This is a genomic window from Janthinobacterium sp. 64 (genome assembly GCF_002813325.1).
In the GTDB taxonomy this organism is placed as follows: Bacteria; Pseudomonadota; Gammaproteobacteria; order Burkholderiales; family Burkholderiaceae_D; genus Janthinobacterium.
In genome coordinates this window covers 305935-328368 of record NZ_PHUG01000001.1, presented here as the reverse complement: position 1 = coordinate 328368, position 22434 = coordinate 305935, and the positions used below count along the sequence as shown (strand labels likewise).

20 protein-coding genes are annotated in these 22434 nt (G+C 60.4%); 14 read left to right on the top strand and 6 right to left on the bottom strand.

Annotation, left to right across the window (positions count from 1 at the left end; genetic code table 11):
* Window positions 1-17: 17 nt before the first annotated feature.
* Window positions 18-968, top strand: coding sequence for a cation diffusion facilitator family transporter (locus tag CLU91_RS01500; RefSeq protein WP_100872677.1), 951 nt, complete (start codon window positions 18-20; stop codon window positions 966-968).
* Between the two features lie 80 nt (window positions 969-1048).
* On the opposite strand, the gene CLU91_RS01495 is transcribed toward CLU91_RS01500, so the two are convergent.
* From CLU91_RS01495 to CLU91_RS01485, 3 genes are read right to left on the bottom strand one after another with little or no spacing between them, the layout of a single operon-like run.
* A complete protein-coding gene (locus CLU91_RS01495) occupies window positions 1049-3301 on the bottom strand; it encodes a RelA/SpoT family protein (protein WP_100872676.1) in 2253 nt (750 codons plus the stop codon).
* 40 nt (window positions 3302-3341) lie between these two features.
* On the bottom strand, window positions 3342-3692 hold the full coding sequence (locus CLU91_RS01490; protein WP_100872675.1) for a RidA family protein: 351 nt from the start codon (window positions 3690-3692) through the stop codon (window positions 3342-3344).
* A gap of 46 nt (window positions 3693-3738) precedes the next feature.
* Entirely contained in the window at window positions 3739-4620 is an 882-nt protein-coding gene (locus CLU91_RS01485; RefSeq protein ID WP_100872674.1) for an alpha/beta fold hydrolase, read from the bottom strand.
* A 348-nt stretch (window positions 4621-4968) separates the two neighbouring features.
* Here CLU91_RS01485 and CLU91_RS01480 point away from each other — a divergent pair, with 348 nt between their 5' ends.
* On the top strand, window positions 4969-6306 hold the full coding sequence (locus CLU91_RS01480) for a dicarboxylate/amino acid:cation symporter (protein WP_232730581.1): 1338 nt from the start codon (window positions 4969-4971) through the stop codon (window positions 6304-6306).
* Between the two features lie 235 nt (window positions 6307-6541).
* On the top strand, window positions 6542-6952 hold the full coding sequence (locus CLU91_RS01475) for a DoxX family protein (RefSeq protein ID WP_100876527.1): 411 nt from the start codon (window positions 6542-6544) through the stop codon (window positions 6950-6952).
* 53 nt (window positions 6953-7005) lie between these two features.
* Here CLU91_RS01475 and CLU91_RS01470 read toward each other — a convergent pair whose 3' ends face one another.
* Both CLU91_RS01470 and CLU91_RS01465 read right to left on the bottom strand, forming a co-directional pair.
* Window positions 7006-7656: a CoA transferase subunit B gene (locus CLU91_RS01470; protein WP_071077802.1), complete on the bottom strand. Its 651-nt coding sequence runs from the start codon at window positions 7654-7656 to the stop codon at window positions 7006-7008.
* A gap of 20 nt (window positions 7657-7676) precedes the next feature.
* Complete coding sequence (locus CLU91_RS01465; RefSeq protein WP_100872672.1) at window positions 7677-8378, bottom strand: CoA transferase subunit A; 702 nt, start codon at window positions 8376-8378, stop codon at window positions 7677-7679.
* A gap of 147 nt (window positions 8379-8525) precedes the next feature.
* On the opposite strand from CLU91_RS01465, the gene CLU91_RS01460 reads away from it, so the two are divergent.
* A complete protein-coding gene (locus CLU91_RS01460; RefSeq protein ID WP_100872671.1) occupies window positions 8526-9092 on the top strand; it encodes a LuxR C-terminal-related transcriptional regulator in 567 nt (188 codons plus the stop codon).
* Here CLU91_RS01460 and CLU91_RS01455 read toward each other — a convergent pair.
* On the bottom strand, window positions 9089-9865 hold the full coding sequence (locus CLU91_RS01455) for an SDR family oxidoreductase (protein WP_034752351.1): 777 nt from the start codon (window positions 9863-9865) through the stop codon (window positions 9089-9091). The genes CLU91_RS01460 and CLU91_RS01455 overlap by 4 nt on opposite strands.
* 251 nt (window positions 9866-10116) lie before the next feature.
* Between CLU91_RS01455 and CLU91_RS01450 the strand changes: the two genes are divergently transcribed.
* The 10 genes from CLU91_RS01450 (at window position 10117) to CLU91_RS01405 (ending at window position 22351) form a co-directional block, all read left to right on the top strand.
* Window positions 10117-11793: an electron transfer flavoprotein-ubiquinone oxidoreductase gene (locus CLU91_RS01450; RefSeq protein ID WP_198521213.1), complete on the top strand. Its 1677-nt coding sequence runs from the start codon at window positions 10117-10119 to the stop codon at window positions 11791-11793.
* A gap of 262 nt (window positions 11794-12055) precedes the next feature.
* Window positions 12056-14626 carry a tetratricopeptide repeat protein gene (locus CLU91_RS01445; RefSeq protein WP_198521212.1) on the top strand — a complete coding sequence of 857 codons (2571 nt, stop codon included), beginning with the start codon at window positions 12056-12058 and terminating at the stop codon, window positions 14624-14626.
* On the top strand, window positions 14623-15765 hold the full coding sequence (locus CLU91_RS01440; protein ID WP_100872668.1) for a DegT/DnrJ/EryC1/StrS family aminotransferase: 1143 nt from the start codon (window positions 14623-14625) through the stop codon (window positions 15763-15765). The genes CLU91_RS01445 and CLU91_RS01440 overlap by 4 nt, the downstream gene beginning before the upstream one ends.
* Window positions 15762-16442 carry an acetyltransferase gene (locus CLU91_RS01435; RefSeq protein ID WP_100872667.1) on the top strand — a complete coding sequence of 227 codons (681 nt, stop codon included), beginning with the start codon at window positions 15762-15764 and terminating at the stop codon, window positions 16440-16442. Before CLU91_RS01440 ends, CLU91_RS01435 begins: the two co-directional genes overlap by 4 nt.
* Entirely contained in the window at window positions 16439-17992 is a 1554-nt protein-coding gene (locus CLU91_RS01430; RefSeq protein WP_100872666.1) for a class I adenylate-forming enzyme family protein, read from the top strand. Before CLU91_RS01435 ends, CLU91_RS01430 begins: the two co-directional genes overlap by 4 nt.
* Window positions 17993-17995: 3 nt before the next feature.
* Window positions 17996-19147 (top strand): Gfo/Idh/MocA family protein, encoded by a 1152-nt coding sequence (locus CLU91_RS01425; RefSeq protein WP_100872665.1) that lies wholly within the window; start codon window positions 17996-17998, stop codon window positions 19145-19147.
* Between the two features lie 21 nt (window positions 19148-19168).
* Window positions 19169-19411 carry an acyl carrier protein gene (locus tag CLU91_RS01420; RefSeq protein ID WP_100872664.1) on the top strand — a complete coding sequence of 81 codons (243 nt, stop codon included), beginning with the start codon at window positions 19169-19171 and terminating at the stop codon, window positions 19409-19411.
* Window positions 19412-19450: 39 nt separating this feature from the next.
* On the top strand, window positions 19451-20572 hold the full coding sequence (locus CLU91_RS01415) for an FkbM family methyltransferase (RefSeq protein WP_100872663.1): 1122 nt from the start codon (window positions 19451-19453) through the stop codon (window positions 20570-20572).
* A 17-nt stretch (window positions 20573-20589) separates the two neighbouring features.
* A complete protein-coding gene (locus tag CLU91_RS01410) occupies window positions 20590-21330 on the top strand; it encodes a class I SAM-dependent methyltransferase (RefSeq protein WP_100872662.1) in 741 nt (246 codons plus the stop codon).
* A 1-nt stretch (window position 21331) separates the two neighbouring features.
* Entirely contained in the window at window positions 21332-22351 is a 1020-nt protein-coding gene (locus CLU91_RS01405; protein WP_157814535.1) for a fatty acid desaturase, read from the top strand.
* The last annotated feature ends 83 nt before the right edge of the window (window positions 22352-22434 follow it).

The window sequence follows — 22434 nt, the reverse complement described above, 5'->3', positions numbered from 1 at the left end:
ATTCCACAAAGCATGCCATGCAGCCGACGCACACCGAACACGACGCCACCCATTTGCACGCCCACCTGAAGGGCGACGCCCAGCACACCCACTCGTTCGAGGGGCGCAGCCAGAGCATCCTCGCGTGGGCGCTGGGGCTGACCTTGTCGTTTGCCGGCATCGAGGTCATCGCCGGTTTCATGTCCAATTCGCTGGCCCTGATTTCCGACGCGGGCCACATGGTCACGGACGCGGCCGCTCTGGGCCTGGCCCTGCTGGCGCAAATCATCGCGCGCCGCCCGCCCTCGCCGCGCCACTCGTTCGGCTTCGGCCGCGCCGAGGCGCTGGCCGCCTTCGTCAACGGCCTGGCCATGCTGTGCGTGGTGGGCTGGATCTGCTATGAAGCCGTGTTGCGTTTTTCCGCGCCGCAACCCGTCAAGGGCGGCATGGTCTTCATCGTCGCCTTCATCGGCCTGGCGATCAACGTGGTGGTGGCGTGGGTCTTGTCGAAAGACAAGCAAAGCGTGAACACGCGCGCCGCCCTCGTGCACGTGATGGGCGATTTGCTCGGCTCGGTCGCCGCCATCATCGCCGGCGCCGTGATTTACTTCACGGGCTGGATGCAGATCGACCCGCTGCTGTCCGTGCTGGTGTCGCTGCTGATTTTGAAGTCGACCTTCGGCGTGCTGCGCGAGTCGTATCACTTCCTGATGGAAGGCGTACCCATGCACATCGACTACATCGCCGTGGGCACGGATGTGGAGCAAGTGGACGGCGTGATTTCCGTGCACGATCTGCATGTGTGGGACATGTCGCCAGGCCAGCCGGCCCTGATCGGCCACGTGGAAATCGAGCATCTCGACCATTGGCCGAAGGTCTTGCGGGCGATCAAGAAGATGTTACTGAGTAAGCATGGCATCGACCATATTACTTTGCAGCCGGAGACGGCGGCGATGGCGGGGTTGCATCAGGGTGACAAAACCCACTAGCAAGGACAGGGGTCAGACCCCCGGCCACGTTAGCGCAGAGCTCTGCGTTAGCGGGCTTGGGGGTCTGACCCCAAGATACGCTAACTTCGGCGTGCCTCCAGAACCCCGCTCACATCCTTGATCACATTCAGCGCCTTCAGCAACTGCGCCGTCGAGCTGATCTCGGCCGTAAAGGTCATGCGGGCCTGGCCCTTGGCGCTTTGGGTGTTGACGCCGATGACGTTAATCTTTTCGCGCGAAAAGATTTCGGAGATGTCGCGCAGCAAGCCCTGGCGGTCGCCGGCCAGAATGAAAATGTCGACCGGATACACGGTGTCGTGCCCGCCCGTGCTGCCCCACTCTGTAAAAATCACGCGCTCGGGTGACTTGGCGCGCATTTCCTCGAAATTCTTGCAAGTGGCGCGGTGAATCGACACGCCCTTGCCGCGCGTAACGAAGCCGACGATGCTGTCCGGCGGCGCCGGCTTGCAGCACTTGGCCAGCACCGTCATGAGGCCTTCCGTGCCCACCACCAGCACGCCCGATTTGGCGCCCTGCTCCACGCTGGAGGCGCGGCTTTTTCCCACGAGTACTGCGTCTTCCGGCACCACCACTTCGCCATTGTCGTGCAGCGCCTGCTCCACGTGGCGCAGGCTGAATTCATCCTTGCCCACCGACAGGAACAGCTCGTCGACTTTCGCAAAGCCCAGTTTTTGCGCCAGCGCTTCGAGGTTGACGGCCGTCTTGCCTTCGCGCTGCAGGGATTTTTCCACCAGCGCGCGGCCGTGGGCCAGGGTTTCCTGCATGTCGATGGCGTGGAACCAGGCGCGGATCTTCGAGCGCGTGCGCGTGCTGACGGCGTAGCCGGCGCCCAGCCAGTCGCGCGATGGACCGGCCGTGCCCGGCGCACCCTTGGCCGTAATGATTTCGCAGGTCTGGCCATTCTTTAATTGCGTATTCAGGGGCACCATGATGCCGTCGACCTTGGCGCCGCGGCAGCGGTGGCCCACGTCCGTGTGCAAGTGATAGGCAAAATCGACGGGCGTGGCACCCACGGGCAATTCCAGCACCCGCGCTTGCGGCGTCATGACGAAGATGCGGTCGTCCAAGGTGGCCGATTTGAGCTTTTCCACCCATTCGCGCTGGATTTCTTCCTGGCCCACGACGGCGTCGGCCACTTCCGTCTTCCACGCCAGCAACTGGCGCAGCCAGGCGATCTTTTCGTCGTATTTTTGGCCGGCAAAGTTCGAGCCGCCCTCTTCCTTGTAGCGCCAGTGCGCGGCCACGCCGTATTCGGCAAAGCTGTGCATTTCATTGGTGCGGATTTGCACTTCCAGCGGGCGGCCATCTTCGGCCGTCACCACCGTGTGCAGCGACTGATACCCGTTGGGTTTCGGCCGCGAAATGTAGTCGTCGAATTCTTTCGGGATGGGGGTCCAGATATTGTGCACCACGCCCAGCACCGTGTAGCAGGTTTTCACGTCGGAAACGATGACGCGGAAGGCGCGCACGTCGTACAGGGCCGTGAAATCGAGTTCCTTGCCGCGCATCTTGTTCCAGATGCTGTAAATGTGTTTCGGGCGGCCAAATACTTCCGCCTGGATACCGGCCGAAGCCAGTTCCGTCTGCAGGCGCAAAATCGCCGAGGAAACAAAACCCTCGCGCATCATGCGCTTTTCTTCCAGCATCTTGGCGATGCGTTTATACGCTTCCGGCTCGATGAAGCGGAACGATAAATCTTCCAGTTCCCACTTCAGCTGCCAGATGCCGAGGCGGTTGGCCAGCGGCGCGTACAAATCCAGCGTTTCCTTGCCGTACTCGCGCGTCATTTCGTTGAACAGCTTGAGTTCGGCAAAATAGCGCAAGGTCGTCACGCAAGCGGCCAGGCGCACCAGCACGACACGCATGTCGGACGCCATCGCCAGCAGCATCTTGCGCAAGGTTTCCACCTGGGCCACGGCTTGCTGCGCCGCATTCTTGCCGCGACCGCCAGCGCCGCCGTGCTGCGCCTGGGTCAGCGCGCGCAAACGGATCAGCTGGCGCACGCCTGTTGCCAGGTCGCACACCTGCTTGCCGAAGCGCGGCTCGATATCGGCCGCCGTATCGGGCTCCAGCAGGGTCAGCTCGAACATCAGGCCTGCGATGCGCGTTTCCGCATCGCTGCGCAGGAACGCCAGGGTGGTGGCCACGCCGATGGCAAATTCCAGCGCAGAACGGCCGGCAAAGGTCTGCTTGTCGCCATACGCTTCGGTGGCATACGCGAACGCGTCCAGCACGCGCGCGCTGTCCGGCGCACTCAAGCCCTCTACCAGTTGTTCCGAGGTGACGCTATTCGGGGCCGAGATGGAAACCATGTAATGCCTTATAAACTGAAAAACTAAATAACTGAATAACCTAGCGCTCTGCAGCGATGATGACGATTTCAACCAGGCATGCCGGATTGGCCAGCTTCGCCTCCACGGTGGCACGCGGCGGGGTGTGGCTGGACGCTACCCAGTCATCCCATACTTCATTCATGCCATCGAAGTCTTTCATGTCGGCGATGTAGATCTGGCACGACAGGATGCAAGTCTTGTCGCTGCCCGCTTCCGCCAGCAAACGGTCGACGTGACCGAGCACTTCGCGCGTCTGGCCGACGATGCCTTGCGTGGTGTCTTCCGCGATCTGGCCGGCCAGGTAGATGGTGTTGTTGTGTATCGCTACTTCGGAGAGGCGTTTGCCTACGTGCAATCGTGTAATTTCCATGCTTCTTCTTTCGGTTGTTTCAAAATCTGTACAGCGTTACTGATTATTACTTGCCCAGCAAAAACTTGCGGGCAATGGCGATCTGGTCGTCATGGACGAAAGTGGGCGCATGGCCCACGCCGGCGATTTCCACCAGTTCCGCTTTCGGGCCGCGACCCAGCATGAGCGTGGCTGTTTCATGCGACAGCAGGTCCGATTCCGACCCGCGCACCAGCAAGGTGGGGCAGCGCACGGCATCATACGCGGCCCACAGCATGGCTTCGTCGCTGGCCGCCGATTCTGGCGTGGCCGAACGGAACGGCATGGCCAGTCCCATATCATAGTGGCGGCGCCAATGGCCATCCTTATCCTGGCGCAACACATCCACCGCCAGTTTATGCCATTCCGCGTCCGTATGCGGGCCGAAGCTGGCGGACACGTCGCGCACGAACTTGGCGCCCTGCTCGAACGTTTCGAAACGCAAGTCCTGGCCGATGTAGTCGCCGATGCGCTGCAAGGCTTCTGGCGCCAGGGTCGGGCCGATATCGTTCAGCACCAGTTTGCTGATCGGGCTGTTGGGCAACGAGGCCAGGCCCAGGCCGATCAAGCCACCCATCGAGGTGCCGAACCAGTCCACCGTCTGGCGCTCGCCATTGGCCAGCACGCGCGCCAGCAGGGTCACCATGTCGCTCACATATTGCGGTACGCGGTAAAACTGGGGATTGGCCAGCCAGCCCGAGCGCCCGCGCCCGACCACGTCGGGGCAGATGACGCGGTAATCGCTGGCCATGGCGCGCGCCAGGCTGTCGAAATCGTCCGCCACGCGCGTCACGCCATGGGCGCAGACGAGCACGTTCGGATTATCGGCCGCGCCCCACTCCTTGTACGACATGGTGTGCAAGCCTGCGGGGGAAATACATTGCACGGATTTGATGCTCGCTTCGATCATGCCATTCCTTATAACACCGGAGAAAACCTACTGCGCGTCGGTGGTTGCGGCCTGCGATGCTCACCGTACTTCAGTACGGTTGCGCTTCTCGGCCACAACTACCTTCCGCTCGCTACGGTTTTGTCCGGCGTCGTTATTTGGTAGTAAAAACAAAGAAACCGGCGATTTGCCGGTTGCCTCGCGCGCGACGCTACGGCAGTGTAGCGCAGCGCGGGCAATGCTCCAAGCGCACGGCTGAAATGCTGCGCCGCAGCACAGCACTGGCACCTTCGTCATGGCGCAATACCCGATATAGCGAAACTGCATATCTGCGGTTATCCACAATTGAGCCGGCCCGGCAATGGGCGGATGATTAAAGCATCAACGCGCAAGAGGAGACCACTCGTGAAAAAACCATTCTATAAAATCCTGTATGTCCAGGTGCTGTTCGCCATCGTGGCCGGCGTGCTGCTGGGGGTGTTCTACCCATCGAACGCCGTCGACATGAAACCGCTGGGCGACGGCTTTATCAAACTGATCAAGATGATCATCGCCCCGGTGATCTTCTGTACCGTGGTCTCCGGCATCGCCGGCATGCAGGATGTGAAGAAAATCGGCAGAGTCGGCGGCAAGGCGCTGCTGTACTTCGAAGTGGTCTCAACCTTCGCGCTGGCCATCGGCTTGCTGGTTGCTAACATCCTCAAACCGGGCGCCGGCTTCAACGCCGATCCGGCCCACCTGGACGCCAAGTCGATTGCGCAATACACGCACGCCGAAGGCTTGACGACCGTCGACTTCCTGATGAACATCATCCCGAAGACCTTCGTCGACGCCTTCGCCAAGGGCGACATCCTGCAAGTACTGTTGATCGCCATCCTGTTCGGCTTCTCGCTGTCGCTGCTGGGCGAGCGCGGCCGTCCCGTTACCAAGCTGATCGACGAGCTGTCGCATGCCATTTTCGGCATGGTCAACATCATCATGAAAGTCGCTCCCGTCGGCGCGTTCGGTGCGATGGCCTTTACCATCGGTAAATATGGCCTGGCATCGCTGATCCCGCTGGCCAAGCTGATGGGTTCGTTCTACCTGACCTGCTTCCTGTTCGTCTTCGTCGTGCTGGGCCTGATCGCCAGGTACACGGGCTTCTCGATCGGCCGCTTCCTGCTGTACATCAAGGAAGAACTGCTGATCGTGCTCGGTACCAGCTCGTCGGAATCGGCCCTGCCGGCCCTGATGAAAAAACTCGAACGCCTGGGTTGCTCCAAGCCAGTCGTCGGCCTGGTCGTGCCTACCGGCTACTCGTTCAACCTGGACGGCACCAATATCTACATGACCATGGCCGCCCTGTTCGTGGCGCAAGCAACCAACACGGAACTGACCATCTGGCAGGAACTGACCATCCTCGGCGTGGCGATGCTGACCTCGAAAGGCGCGTCCGGCATCACGGGCGCCGGCTTCATCACCCTGGCCGCCACCCTGGCCGTGGTGCCGACGATCCCCGTGGCCGGCATGGCGCTGATCCTGGGCATCGACCGCTTCATGAGCGAATGCCGCGCGCTGACGAATTTCGTCGGCAACGGCGTGGCCACCATCGTCGTGTCGAAATGGGAAAAAGAACTGGACATGGACAAGCTGCACAGCGAGCTGGCCCATCCTACCCATCCCGCCGATGACGCGTTTGTTGCGCCGGCCGTAAATATCGTCAAGTAAGCGCCTCAAGCACTTGAAAAGCCCCGCGGAGCGATCCGCGGGGCTTTTTTCATTGCGCGCGGGCTATATCGCATCATCAACCAATAGTAAATCATGCATCAATATTTATCATGATGATCAATGAATCAAAAACCATTACAGTACTGACTTACTGTTCGCCGCCAGGCTCGCGCATAATGACATTGCGTTAATGCAAGCCTGACACCGAACCATCCACCTTTGAATGGAGTACGCCATGTCCCTCTCGCCCGCCTTTTACGCCACCTGGTCCCCACGCTTGCTGGGTCTGCTGCGCATCATCCTCGGTTTCCTCTTCCTGCAGCACGGCACGGCAAAACTGTTCGGCGCGCCGCATGTGGCCATGTTCGATGGCTTGCAACTGTTGTCCGTGATGGGCGCGGCCGGCGTCATCGAACTGGTCGGCGGTACCTTGCTGCTGGTGGGCCTGTTCACGCGCCCCGTCGCCTTCATCCTGTCGGGCCAGATGGCGGCCGCCTATTTCATGGCGCATGCACCAGCAGGTTTCCTGCCTATCCTGAACGGCGGCGAAATGGCCGTGATGTACTGCTTCAGCTTCCTGTACTTCGCCGCAGCGGGTGCCGGCGCCTACAGCCTCGACGGCTTGCGCGGCAAGGCCGGCGCATAAAAAAAGGGCGGACATCGCTGTCCGCCCTGCTTCCATTCGACGATCCGCCTGGCTTACACGGCGGATACGTCCAGCTCAGCGCCCGTGGCCGCCTGCACTTGTTCCTTGGTCACGCCCGGCGCCAGTTCCACCAGCTTCAAGCCGTTTTCCGTCACGTCGATGACGCCCAGGTCGCTGATGATGACGTCGACCACGCCCACGCCCGTCAGCGGCAGGTCGCACTGTTTCAGCAGTTTATGCGACGTCGTGCCATCCTTGGCCGTGGCCACGTGCTCCATCAGCACGACGACTCTCTTGACGCCGGCGACGAGGTCCATCGCGCCGCCCATGCCCTTGACCATCTTGCCTGGAATCATCCAGTTCGCCAGGTCACCCTTTTCCGACACTTGCATGGCGCCCAGGATGGCCAGGTTGATCTTGCCGCCACGGATCATACCGAAGGAATCGGCCGAGCTGAAGTAGGCGGCTCCGGGCAAGGCCGTCACCGTCTGCTTGCCGGCGTTGATCAGGTCGGCATCGACTTCTGCGTCGGTGGGGAACGGGCCAATGCCCAATAAGCCGTTTTCCGACTGCAAAAACACTTCCATATTATCCGGCACATAGTTGGCCACCAGGGTCGGCAAGCCGATGCCCAGGTTCACATAAAAGCCATCCTGCAATTCCTTCGCCGCGCGCGCGGCCATTTCGTCACGTGTCCAAGCCATAATAATCTCCGTATTCTGTTTTATGCTTCGGCGCGCACGGTGCGCTGCTCGATGCGTTTTTCCGGGTTCGCGTTGACCACGATGCGGTGCACGAAGATGCTCGGCGTGTGGACCTGGTCCGGGTCGATCTCGCCCACTTCTACCAGTTTTTCCACTTCGACGATGGTGATCTTGCCGGCCATGGCCACGTTCGGGTTGAAATTGCGCGCCGTTTTGCGATAGATCAGATTGCCGGCGCGGTCAGCCATGTAGGCTTTCACCAACGATACGTCGGCCACCAGGCTGCGTTCCATCACGTATTGTTCACCGTCGAATTCGCGGATTTCCTTGCCGTCGGCAACGATGGTGCCCACGCCCGTCTTGGTGAAGAAGGCGGGAATGCCGGCGCCGCCGGCGCGCAGTTTTTCAGCCAAGGTGCCTTGCGGCGTGAATTCCAGTTCCAGTTCGCCGGCCAGGTACTGGCGCGCGAATTCCTTGTTTTCGCCCACGTAGGAGGCAATCATTTTCTTGATCTGGCGCGTGGTCAACAACTGGCCCAGGCCGAAGCCGTCCACGCCGGCGTTGTTGGAAATGGCCGTCAAACCCGTCACGCCCGAATCGCGCAAGGCAGCGATCAGGGCTTCGGGTATGCCGCACAGGCCGAAGCCGCCAACGGCGATGGTCTGGCCATCTTGGACGATACCGGCCAGCGCCGAGACGGCGTCAGGATAAACTTTATTCATGGGTGTCCCTCTATCTTTTGTTAAGCTTTGGTCTTGAGTCCATGACTCAGGCAGCGACTCAGCATAAAATACGCGAGTGGAAAGTACAATACCGTAGAACTACCGGCGCCGTGCCGGCAATCCCCCTGTGAGAGTGATACGTATCAGATGAACGCCGCGTCAGCCATCGATTATGAAAGCATCTTCCTGCACGCGCCCGTGGGCATGTGCATGTCGGAAAACCGCATCATGCGCAGCTGCAACGAGGCGCTGGCATCCATGTTCGGCTATGCGCGCGCCCAGCTCGACGACCAGTCCTTCGAAGTACTCTACCCCACGCACGACGAATTCCTGCGCACGGGTGACCGCATCATCCCCATCATGAACGCCAAGGGCCGCTATTCGGACGAACGCATCATGCGCCGCAGTAATGGTGAATTGTTCTGGTGCCATGTGACGGGCCACGCCATGCTGCCGGGCCAGCCACTGGGAGCGGGCATCTGGACGTTCGAGGATGTCAGCGAGAAACGCCCCGTGACGGCCCAGTTGACCCCGCGCGAGCGCGAAATCGCCGCGCTGCTAGTGGAAGGCAAGACCAGCAAGATCATCGCCCGCCAGATCGACCTCAGCCCCCGCACGGTGGAAATGCACCGCGCCAAGCTGATGCGCAAGTTTGCGGCCGCGACCTCGTCCGAGCTGGTGCACAAGCTGGTGGGACTGCAGCTGCAAGGTTAGAAAGTACTCATTCCACCGTCTGCGGAAATGATCGCGCCGTTGATGAAATGCGAATCCTCGCCCGCCAGCAGCAGCAGCAGCCCATCGAGGTCTTCCGGCTTGCCCGGACGCTTGTTCGGCAGCATCTCGATCAGCTTCTTGCCCTGCTCGGTGGCAAAGTAATCTTCATTGATTTCCGTGGAAATGTAGCCGGGGCAGATGGCGTTGGTGTTGATGCCATACTTGCCCCACTCCACGGCCATGGCGCGCGTCATGTGCACCATGCCCGCCTTGCTCATGCAATACACGCCGATCTGCGGCAGCACCTGCAAGCCCGCCATCGAGGCGATGTTGATGATGCGGTGCTGTTTCTTCGGGTCGCCCTTGGCGCGCGCAATCATGCGCTTGGCCGTCTGCTGGGCCACGAAGAACGAGCCGCGCAGGTTGGTGTCCATCACGAACGAGTAATCCTCGGGCGTGACGTCGACCAGGCGTTGCGTGGTGGAGACACCGGAATTGTTGACGAGAATATCGATGGGGCCCGCTTCCGTTTCCGCATGCGCGATGGCCGACTTGATGCTGGCGAAGTCGGTCACGTCGAGCGACACCACGTGCGCGGCGCCGCCATCGGCTTCGATTTCGGCACGCAACTCCTTCAGGCGTTCGGTGCGGCGCGACGCCAGCACGACCTGCGCGCCCGCCTGGGCCAGCACTTTTGCAAAACGCGCGCCGAGGCCGCTCGATGCGCCGGTAATCAGGGCAATCTTGCCCTCGAAATTGACTTCTATGCCCACGAGCTACTCCTGTTTTATTTTAGACAACACTTTACACCGTGCCACTGGCACAGGGGCAAAATACCCTGCGTCACACTTGAGCAAAGGTAAACGCCATCATTACACAAAATGGCCGGATTTAGATTGCGGCGAGGGGCAATGTCACGCAAAATGGCGCCAAAGTTGCAATCCTCGCCAAAAACAAGCACACTCGTGCTTAAATTTATCCGAAGATTCCTCACCCACCCATTTAGTGACTAACAATCGAGACCATGACACAGCCTAATAACTTAGTTGAACAGTACGGACCGCGCGAGACCATGGAGTATGACGTGGTGATCGTCGGCGGTGGCCCCGCAGGCTTGGCGGCGGCCATCCGCCTGAAGCAGCTGGCCGCTGAAAAGAGCCAGGAAGTGTCCGTCTGCGTGCTGGAAAAAGGCGGCGAACTGGGCGCGCATATCCTGTCCGGCGCCATCATGGACCCGAAAGCGTTGAGCGAACTGATACCGAACTGGAAAGAACTGGGCGCGCCCCTGAACACGGCAGTGACGGAAGACCGCATCCTGTTCCTGACGGAAACCAAAGCGTATAAAACGCCAAACTTCGCAGTGCCGGCCTGCTTTGAAAACCACGGCAACTACATCGTCTCGCTGGGCAATGTGGTGCGCTGGATGGGCCAGCAGGCGGAAAACCTGGGCGTGGAAATCTTCCCCGGCTTCCCTGCCGCGGAAATCCTCTACAACGACGACGGCTCCGTGAAAGGCGTGGCGACCGGCAATATGGGCGTCAAGCGCGACGGCGAACCGGGTCCCGACTTCCAGCTGGGCATGGAGTTGCACGCCAAGTACACCCTGTTCGCCGAAGGCGCGCGCGGCCACCTGGGCAAGCAATTGATGGCCAAGTATGATTTGAACGCCGGCAAGGATCCGCAATCGTACGGCATCGGCATCAAGGAATTGTGGGAAATCGACCCGGCGCAGCACCAGCCGGGCCTGGTGATCCACTCGACGGGCTGGCCGCTGGACGCGAAGACCTATGGCGGCTCCTTCCTGTACCACCTGGAAAACAACCAGGTCATGGTCGGTTATGTGGTCGGCCTCAATTACGACAATCCCTACCTGTCGCCATACGAAGAATTCCAGCGCTATAAAACGCATCCGGAAATCCGCAAGTTCTTCGAAGGCGGCAAGCGCATCTCGTACGGCGCGCGCGCGATCACGGCCGGCGGCCTGCAATCGCTGCCGAAACTGGTGTTCGCTGGCGGCGCGCTGATCGGCTGCGATGCGGGCTTTTTGAACATGAGCCGCATCAAGGGCAGCCACGCGGCCATCAAGAGCGGCATGCTGGCGGCGGACGCGGCCTTCGGCGCCCTGGGCGAACAGCGCCAGCACGACGAACTGTCCAGCTACCCTGTCGCGTTTGAACAATCCTGGCTGCATGAAGAGCTGCACGTGGCGCGCAACGTCAAGCCTTGGCTGTCGAAAGGCCTGTACCTGGGCAGCCTGATGACGGGCATCGACCAGATCGTCTTCCGCGGCAAGGCGCCATGGACCCTGCACCACACGCATGGCGACCACGAATGCCTGAAACCGGCGGCCCAGTCGAAAAAGATCGTGTATCCGAAACCCGATGGCAAGCTGACCTTCGACAAGATGTCGTCCGTCTTCATCTCGAACACCAACCACGCGGAAGACCAGCCGATCCACCTGACCTTGAAGAACGCCAGCGTGCCCGTCGACGTCAACCTGGCCATGTATGCGGGTCCGGAAGCACGCTACTGTCCCGCCGGCGTGTACGAGTTCGTGAAGAATGACGACGGCGCCGAACGCCTGCAGATCAATGCGCAAAACTGCGTGCACTGCAAGACCTGCGACATCAAGGACCCGACGCAGAACATCGTGTGGGTGACGCCGGAAGGCGGCGGCGGACCGAATTATCCGAATATGTAAACTGCTGATTCCTGGCAAGCCGGTATGTGGAATGGCGTGGACGTCGCAAGACGGACACGCCATTTTTTTCAAACTGAACTTTCTGAAGAAGATGTTTCTATAAAGCACTGCCAACCGTTACAATTGAAGGTGGCATACACTCTCCCCTCCTCTCATGCACGCTACCGATCCCGCAACATCGCCGCCGAGCGACGTTCAACAGCCGAGTCAACAGGAAATCGATCACATCGTACGCCTGTATGAAAGCGGCGAGCAGGCCCAGATGGAGGAGGCGACACGCGCCCTGGTGGACGCCTGGCCCATGTCGGCGCTGGCCTGGAGCGTGCTGGGCATGGCCTTGCGGCTGCAGGGCAAGGACGCCTTGCCGGCCCTGCAGAAGACGGTGGAACTGGCACCCGACGACGCCGAAGCCCATCTGCACCTGGGCAATGCCCATATGGATGGCGGCCATCCCGACCTGGCCATGCCGTATTTCATGCGCGCCCTGGAACTGGCGCCAGCCTTTGCCGAAGCGCTCAGCCGCCTGGGCGACGTGCTGCAAGCGCAAGGTCACCCGAAGGAAGCTGCGGAATGCTATGGCGGCGCGCTGGAGATCGATCCCGCGCTGGCCATGGCGCATCGTGGCAAGGGCGATGTCTTGGTGGCGCAGCAACAATTTCAGTCGGCGCAGTCGAGCTATCGCCAGGCGCTGACACTGGAACCGGGCGCAGCCGACACTCATCGCAAGCTGGGCGACGTGCACGTCGCCCTGAACCGGCCGGATGCGGCGCTGCAAAGCTATGCGGCAGCGCTGGAAGTGGATCCTGAAAACGCCATGGCGCATGGCGGCATGGGCAATGTGCTGTTCCGGCTGGATCGCAATGCGCAGGCGGCGGCCAGCTATCGCAGCGCCACGGCGTTGCCGACGGCAAACGCGGCACACTACCATGGCCTGGGGCGCAGCTTGCATGCGCTCGGCGCAACGGCCGAGGCCGAGAGCGCGTACCGGCAAGCGATCGCGCTCGACGCCTCGCTCGCCGCACCCATGCTGCATTACGCAGACCTGTTGCGTGAAACCCGGCGCAAGGAGCCAGCCATCGCCATCTACCAGGCGGTGCTACTGCTGGAACCCAATAATATCGACGCCCTCAACAACCTCGGCATGGCCCTGCAGGAAGACGGCCAACTGGAGGCGGCGCTGGCGTCGTTCCGGCAAGTGGCCCTGCTGGCACCGGACAATCCTGTCACCCACAGCAATATTGCCGCCGCCCTGAACGACATGGGACAGCGCGAAGCCGCGCTGGAAAGCTGCCGGCGCGCCGTGAAGCTGGGGCCAAAATCGACCGCCGCGCATGTCAACCTGGGCACTTGCCTGATGGAGATGGGCCGCCTGAGCGAAGCCGTCAACAGTTTTGAAACCGTGGTCAAACTCGATCCGCATCACCGTCGGGCGTATGTCAATATCAGTGCCGCATTGAACCGCCTGGGCCGTATCGACCAAGCCATCGTGCATTGCCGCAAAGCACTGAAGATCAACCCGGACTGGGATGAATTGCACAGCAACCTGCTGTTCTACCTGACGCATAGCCAGGATCTCGATGCCACAGCCCTGTTTGCGGAGCATGTGCGCTATGCCGAGCATTTCGAGGCGCCGCTGCGCGCCTCCTGGCCGCAGCACGGCAACACGCGCGATCCCGAGCGCCGCCTGCGCATCGGCTTTGTTTCCGCCGACCTGTACAACCACGCCGTAGCCAATTTCATCACACCCATTCTCGAATACTTGAGCCAATCCCGGCAAGTGGAAATCGTGGCCTATGCCAACAGCTTTCACGATGACCTTGTCAGCCGGCACCTGCACGGCCTGTTCGCGCTCTGGCGCCAGGTCGAAAAACTGAGCCATGCGGAACTGGCGCAGCTGATCACCAGTGACGCCATCGACATCCTGATCGACCTGTCGGGCCATACCGGCTTCAATCGCCTGCCCACTTTTGCGCGCAAGCCAGCACCGCTGCAGCTTACCTGGATCGGTTATCCAGGGACGACAGGTTTGCAGGCGATGGACTATTTTCTGACGGATCGCTATTTTTCACCGCCCGGCGAACTTGACGACCAGTTCACCGAGAAGCTGGTGCGCTTGCCTGCTACCGCGCCTTTCCTGCCATCTCCCGAAGCGCCTGCGATCAGCCCGGCACCGGCGATCGAAAATGGCTACATCACTTTTGGCAGTTTCAATCGTGCGGGCAAATTGAGCCGCGAAGTCATCGCCCGCTGGTCCGCATTGTTGCGCATGGTGCCAGAGGCAAAAATGCTGCTCGCGGCGATGCCCAACAAGCAGGCCAGCGACAGGCTGCGTTCGTGGTTTGCCCGCGAGGGCATCGACGCGGACCGGCTGACGTTTCATGGCTACACCAATATGCACGATTACCTGGCATTGCACAGCCAGGTCGACCTCTGCCTCGACACCTTCCCGTACACCAGCGGCACCACCGGCTTTCACGCCTTGTGGATGGGCGTGCCCACACTGACCATGGTGGGTTCCACCTTGCCAGGCTACTCCAGTGCCGCCATCCTGTCGCATGCGGGATTGCAGGATTTCATCGCCCATGGAGAAGAAGAATTTCTCGCCAAAGGAGTGGCGCACGCCAGAGATCCCGGCCAGCTTGCCGGCATTCGCCTGGAAATGCGCGAGCGGCTGCACAACGCGGTCAGCGGGCGACCGGACGAGATTGCCCAGGGGCTGGAAGTCGCCCTGCGTCATATGTGGCAACGCTGGTGTACGGGAGAGATGCCGGCAAGTTTTGAAGCGACAAGTAGCGGTATTCTAGGGGAACCGCAAGAGGAAGGGCAACCATGACCCAAGAAGAAAAAAATACGCCTATCTACATTACACAGCCCACTCTGCCGCCCCTGGAGGAATTTATTCCTTACCTGGAGCAGATCTGGAATAACAAGATTCTCACCAACGGCGGGCCTTTCCATCGCCAACTGGAGCAGGCCCTGGCCGATTATCTGGGCGTGAAATACATTTCGCTGTTTTCCAATGGTACCCTGGCGCTGATGACCGCCTTGCAGTCGCTGCGTATCACGGGAGAAGTGATCACCTCGCCATATTCCTTCGTCGCCACTGCACACTCACTGCTATGGAATGGCATCAAGCCCGTATTTGTCGATATTGAACCAGGTACTTTCAATATAGACCCCAGGAAAATCGAAGCGGCGCTCACGCCACAGACCACCGCCATCATGCCCGTGCACTGCTATGGCAGGCCATGCGACGTCGCTGCGATCGATGAAATTGCATCCAATTATGGATTGAAAGTCATCTATGACGCGGCCCATGCATTCGGCGTCAACTACCAGGGCAACAGCCTGCTCACACATGGCGACCTGTCGGTACTGAGCTTTCACGCGACCAAAGTATTCAATACCTTCGAAGGCGGCGCCATCGTCTGCAACGACGCCAAGATGAAGCGCCATATCGACCATCTGAAGAACTTCGGCTTTATCGATGAAGTGACGGTGGTCGCGGCCGGTATCAACGGCAAGATGAACGAGGTCAGCGCCGCGTTTGGGCTGCTGCAGTTGAAAAACATCGACACCGCGCTGCGCGAACGCACCAAGGTTACACGCCGCTATCGCGAACAACTGGCAGGCATCGCCGGCATTTATTGTCCGCCCGATGCGCCCGAGACGCGCGCCAACCACTCGTACTTCCCGATTCTGGTGCAGCCGGGCTACGCCCTGTCGCGCGATGCCCTGTTCGACACTTTGCGCCAGGCCGGCATCATTGCACGCCGTTACTTTTATCCCCTGATCAGCGATTTTCCAATGTACCGCAACATGCCCTCGGCAGCCCGCGCGAATCTGCCGTTGGCTGGTGAAGTGGCCAGCCAGGTCATCTGTCTGCCGATCTATCCCGAGCTGCAGGCGGAGCAGCAAGATCGCGTGGTCGACGTCATTCGCCTGGCAAGTTGCATGACCAAGCCATCATGAAAACCATTATTTACGGCAATGGCGCCATTGCCAGACTGTTATATTCCTACGCACGCCACAGCATGGACATTGTCGCCTTCACAGTCGACGATGCCTGTATCGACGACGCCACGACCAGCTTCCTGGGCTTGCCATTGCTGCCATTCAGCCAGGTTGCGCTGCAGCTGCCACCCGATGACCACGATATGCTGATCGCGGTGGGATTCCTGGAAATGAATGCCTTACGGGCGCGCAAGCACCGCGAAGCCGAGGAAAAAGGCTACCGCCTGGCCAGTTTTGTGCACGCCTCCGTGCTGCGTCACGATGACGTGCTGATCGAGGACGGCTGCATCATCCTGGACCATGTATCTATCCATCCCGGCTGCCGCATCGGACGTGGCACTTTTATTTCGAGCAACGTCAATCTCGGCCACGATTGCGTGATCGGCACCTACAACTGGATCAACGCCGGCATCGCTATCGCAGGTGGCTGCAGCATTGGTGACGCCTGCTTTTTCGGCGTCAACTCCTCGACCGCGCACGGCTTGCGCTTGGGTGCGCGCAATTTCATTGCAGCCAATACCTTGATCAACCGGGATACCCTCGACGACCAGGTCTATCTGTCCGAAGCAGGCCAGTTGTTCCGCCTGAAAAGTAGCTCCTTCCTTAAATTTTCCGGCATGGCAGGTCAGGCATGATGCAGCCTCGACAGTCAGTACCGGAGAGCATCAGCGGCATTTTCTTTGCCCACGCCGCGGCCACGCCGGAAAAAATCGCGCTTGCCTGCGAAGGCCGGGAAATCAGTTACGCGACGCTGGCGCAACTGGTGGCGCGCTGGTCGAACGCGCTGGCGGCCAACGGCGTGCGACGCGGCGACCAGATCGGCGTCATCTTGCCCAACAATGTGGAATTTGTTGCCCTGATACTGGTGGCCGCCGACCTTGGCGCCGGGCTGGTACCGCTCAATCCGGCCTTGCCGCCGGCGGTCGCCCTGCACTCCTTGCAGGCAGCGCAGGCCAGGCACCTGGTGTCAACGTCACCACAACTGGCGGCCCTGCGCGCAGAGCCAGGCAGCGACGCTGTGCATGGGTGTTGGCTCAGCATCGATGCCGCCGGCGCCGGCACCACCACGCTGGACCAGGTGCTGCAGGCGGCGCCGGCCGATGCACTGCCTTTATATGCGGGCCGGGCAGATGACGCCCTGATCCTGACCATGACCTCCGGCTCGACGGGTAGCCCCAAGCCCATCGTGCTGACCCAGCGCACCAAACTCAATCGTCTACGCGCGGCGGTACAGCTTTACGGCATCACGGCGCAGGATCGCACCCTGGCCGCCACGCCGCTGTATCACTCCCTGGCCGAGCGCCTGGTACTGCTGCCACTGCTGACCGGCGGCAGCGCCGTGCTGATGCCCCATTTCTCGGCCCAGGCATGGTTGCGCTGCGTGCAGGCGCAACAGGTCAGCTTCACGATTGCGGTCTCGTCGCAACTCAAGCAGATTGCCGCCCACATGGCGCAGGACGAACACGACGTCAGCAGCTTGCGCTGCCTGGTGTCATCCTCTGCCCTGCTGGAAAACGCTGTAAAAATCGATCTGCTGGCGCGCTTTTCCTGCGATTTCCATGAATGCTATGGCGCCTCGGAAATCGCCATCGCCACCAATCTCGATGGCAATGCGGCGCGCACCAAACTGCAATCGGTGGGCCGACCTGCGCCCGGGGTCGAACTGCGCATCCTGGGTGAAAACGATGAGCAATTGCCGTCAGGCCAGGCCGGCGAAATCGTCTGCAAGACCACCATGTTGTTTGGCGGCTATTTTCAACTGCCCGAATTGACCCGCGCAGCGATGTGTGGCGAATATTTCCGTACCGGCGATATCGGTAAGCTGGACGAAGACGGCTATCTGTACTTTCTGGGACGAAAAAAAGACGTCATCATTAGCGGCGGCATCAATATTTATCCTGCGGACATCGAGGCAGCGATCGGCTCGCACGGTTCCGTCACGGAAAGCGCCGCCTTTGCCTTTCCCGACGCCAGGCTGGGCGAAGTGGTGGCCGTGGCCCTGGTCGCCAGGGATCCCGCCAGCTTCGACCTGCGCCAGCTGCGCTTTCACTGCGCCCATGCGCTGGCGGACTTCCAGCAGCCGCGGCGCTTTTTTGTTGTTGAGCAGCTACCGAAAAACAGCATGGGCAAACTGATGAAATTTCAACTTGTCCAGACATACGCAAGCTCCCCGGAGCGGGAATAGAACATGGAAAATACAAACACAGTGCCCCTGGCACCGCTGCGGCTGGCGTTTATCGGCGGCTCGCGCAGTTCCGCCGTTGGCTATTCACATTTTGTGTCGAGCGCCATGGATGGGCTGTGGACACTGGTTGCTGGCTGCTTCAGCCGCCATGCCGAGTCCAACCAGGAAAGCGGACAGGTGTACGGCGTCCATCCGGAACGCATCTACGACACCTGGCAAGCGTTGCTGGCCAGCGAACAGGGCAACATCGATGCTGTCGTGATCCTGACCCCGACCCCGTCACATGTCGACAGCGTACTGGCCTGCATGCGTGCCGGCATCGCCGTCATCTGCGAAAAATCGCTTGCCGTCAGCAGTGAGCAGGCGCGCCAGATCATCGCCGTACGCGACGCACACCAGGCCTTCCTGGCAGTGACGTATAACTATGCTGGCTATCCGATGTTGCGCGAACTCGAGCGCAAGATCCGCGATGGAAAACTGGGCAAGATCCTGCACTTCCAGGCCGAAATGCCGCAGGAAGGCTTTGTCCGCGTCGACGCCAGGGGCAACAAGCCGACACCGCAGGCGTGGCGACTGGCCGATGGCGCCATCCCGACCTTGCATCTGGATCTCGGCGTCCACCTGCACCAGATGGTAGCCTACCTGACAGGCGAAAAGCCGCTGGAACTGGTATCGGACCAGAATCACTATGGCTGGTTCGCCGGGGTGGTCGACAACGCGGGCTGCCTGTGCCAGTACAGCGGCAACATTCAAGGCCAATTCTGGTTCAGCAAGTCGGCGCTGGGCCATCGCAACGGCTTGCGCATCCGCATCTATGGCGACTTGGCCTCTGCCGAGTGGTATCAGGCACAGCCTGAGGAACTGACCCTGTCGCATGTCGACGGCCGACGCGAGATCATCGACCGGGCAGGCCAGGTCGAAGTTACCAACGCCCTGCGCTACAACCGCTTCAAGGCCGGCCACCCGGCGGGTTTCATCGAAGCCTTCGCCAATTTGTACGGCGATATAGCCGTTGGAGTAAGGCAATTTCAACAAGGCCTGCCATGGCAGGGCGGCGCTGTGTACAGTGCGGAACTGGCCCTGGAAGGCATGCATTTCCTCGAAGCCATGGTCGCATCCTCGCAAAGCCGCCGCTGGGAAACCATCCAGGCCTGAACCAACAAAGAAAGCAACACCATGCAAGACGATATCCGTGCATTCATCCTCACCCTGCTGGCCAGGAAATCACCGTTGCCTGCTGATTTCAACGACGACGACGACTTCCTTGCCGCCGGCATCATCGACTCGATGGCCATCATCAAGTTCATCCTGGAACTGGAAGCGCGCTTCGATATCACCCTGGACGACGATGATATCGAGTCGCAACAATTCCGCTCGGTACGGGGCTTGCTTGCCCTGATCGACAACAAAACCGCCTGAAGAGATGCACATCGAGCATCCCATGCACGGAGATTAACCATGTCAGCTACAGCAATACCGATCACGCGGCACGCCGTCGCGGACGAACAGGCGCAAGCGTTTCTATCGGCCCTGGTGAGCGCGCCGCGCTTCCTGCTGGGACGTAATGAACATGCGCTGGCCCTGCTGTCGACGCTGGACATCCCGATTGACGGCATCGTCGACGACGGCGCCAGTGGCACGCAATGGCATGGCAAGCCGGTCATCGCCATGCAGCAACTCCCGTCCGATGCCATGGTGGTCAATTGCGCCATGTCGATTGCACCGGTTGCGGCCGCCCGCAAGCTGGCGCAGCAGCCGGTGAAGGCTAGGCTCAGCTATGCCGACCTGCTGGCAGCGCGCCCCGACCTGGTGCCGGTACCCGCCTTCGTCGCGCAAATGCGTGCCGATGTCGCCGCCAACCGTCCCCGCTGGGACCACTTGCGCGCCCAATTTGCCGATGAGGAGTCAAGGGCGGTCTTCGACCATGTGGTGCAATACCGGCTCACTGCCGACCCGCGCCACATGGCAAGCTACGAGGTGCGATTCTCGGAGCAGTATTTCGAGGACTTCCTGTGCTTGTCGGGCGAAGTGTTTGTCGACGCCGGCGGATTCGACGGCGATACGACCGAGCTGTTCTGCGAACGCTATCCCGACTACCGGGCCGTGTTCCTGTTCGAACCGTCAGCGAAGAACATGCAGGACGCAAAAACGCGCCTGGCGCAGCGGCACGGCATCAGCTTCATCGAACAAGGCATTTCCGACCAGGCCGGTACCTTGTGGTTCAATCCGGATGCAGGTTCGGCCAGCGCAGTCAGTGTGGCCGGCTCCAGCAGTATCGAGGTAACCACCCTCGACCTGGCCATCACGCAGGCAGTCAGTTTCATCAAGATGGATCTGGAGGGCTGGGAAATGCAGGCCCTGGCCGGCTCGCAGCGCCATATCCGCGACGAGCATCCCAAGCTGGCCATTTCCGTCTACCATAGCGCCGCCGATTTCCATCGCATTCCCGACTATATCGCCAGCATCCGCCAGGACTACGACCTGTATTTGCGCCATTACACGCAGGGCTGGTCGGAAACGATCATGTACTTCGTGCCACGCCGCAATACCGCTCAAACCACCGCGGAATCAGCAGCTTAACAATAACAGGATCCATCATGCCTACCACCACCAGCGCCCCCCAGGTCAGCGCGATACGCCCCAAAGTTCTTTTCCAGAAGGTTGAAACGACCTTTCCCGACGCAAACATCATGTTCAGCGTCAGCATCCCCAGCAGCGCCATCGGCGGCATGACGCTGCTGGAAAGCTCGATCCTGGTCAGCCTTGCGAAGCTGACCGGGGCGCAGACTTTTTTTGAATTCGGCACCTACATGGGCGCCACCTCGGTTTTACTGGCGAGCAACGCGCCGCCCGGCGCCCATGTCACCACGCTGGACCTGCCGCCTGCCGAGATCGACCTGACCGCCGTCAGCGGCGACACGGCCGCCCTGATCCTGCAAAATGACACGGAAAACGACAATTACCTGCGCCGCCAGTTTGCGGAAAAAGGCGCGTTCTACATCGACCGCGCGCCAGCCGACGTCCAGTCCGCAATTACCCGCCTGCACTTGGACAGCCGCAAGCTCGATCCGCAAGCGCAGCAATTGAGCGGTCAATTCGATTTCATCTTCATCGATGGCGGCCATGATTACGAGACGGTGGCGATCGATACCACCAACGCACTGGCCATGGCCAAGCCTGACTCCGTTATCCTGTGGCACGACTACCGCTCGAAGATCCATGGCGACGTGACCCGCTTTGTCGATGATTTCAGTGGCGACCGGGCCGTGATCCATGTTGAAAATACCATGCTGGCCTTTATACTGAATGGCAACTTCAAGCACCTGCTCGCACAATAACATGACAGAAAAAATCGGTGCAAAGCCACCAACCCGTGTCAATTGGTACCGCAGCAAACTGACAGGCACCGAACTGTCGGCCTTGATGCGACGCAGCGACATGCAGGGTGCATTGCATGTCGCCAGCCATCTGCTGCTGCTCTGCGGCACCGGAACGCTGGCGTACTGTGCCTTCCTGAACGGCCATCATGGCTTGGCCCTGGCAGCACTCTTCCTTCATGGCAGCTTTTTTTCCTTCCTGGGCTGGGCAGGGGCAGGGCATGAACTGGTACACCGCACTGTCTTCAAGACGCGTGTGTACAACGATGTCTTCCTGGCCTTGTTCGCGTTCCTGACCTGGAATAACTATGTGTATTTCCGGGCCAGCCATATCCGCCATCACCAGAAAACCGTGCTCACCGGCCAGGACGGTGAAGTCCGCTTGCCGCAGACGCTGCGCTACAGGGAATGGTTCTGGGCGCTGTCGTTCGACTTGCCGGCCGGCTACCGGGCCATCAAGATCGTGGTGGAAAACAGCCTAGGCATCATTCGCGGCCAGTGGGGTGCCCAGCTGTTCCCGGACCAGGCATCGCGCCGGGCCGTCATCCGGTTTGCCCGCATCATCCTGTTCGGCCATCTTGCCATGGCCGCCGCCTTTGTTGCCAGTGGCCACTGGCCGCTATTATTGCTCGTCACATTCGCCACCTTTATCGCGGACTGGCTCAACAAGACACTGGCGCTGGCGCAGCACTTCGGCATGCAGCCCGATGTCGACGATTTCCGCCTGAACAGCCGCACGGTCCTGCTGCACCCTTTCCTGGCTTTTTTGTATTGGCAGATGAATTACCACATCGAACATCATATGTACCCGGCGGTACCGTTCTACCAGCTGAAAGCGCTGCGCGGCCAGATCGAGCACGACCTGCCGCCAGCATCGCGCGGCATGCGCGCCCTGCTGCGCGACATCGCCGCCATCAAGCGGCAACAGGAGCGCGACTCGGCCATGCCACCGCGCACCCAGGCTGACAGCGCCCTTCAGTAACGTCCGATTTACCCAACAAGGAATCTCCATCCATGCCTCGTCCATTTTTCCTGCAGGCATGCCTCGCTCGCTCGACTATCTGG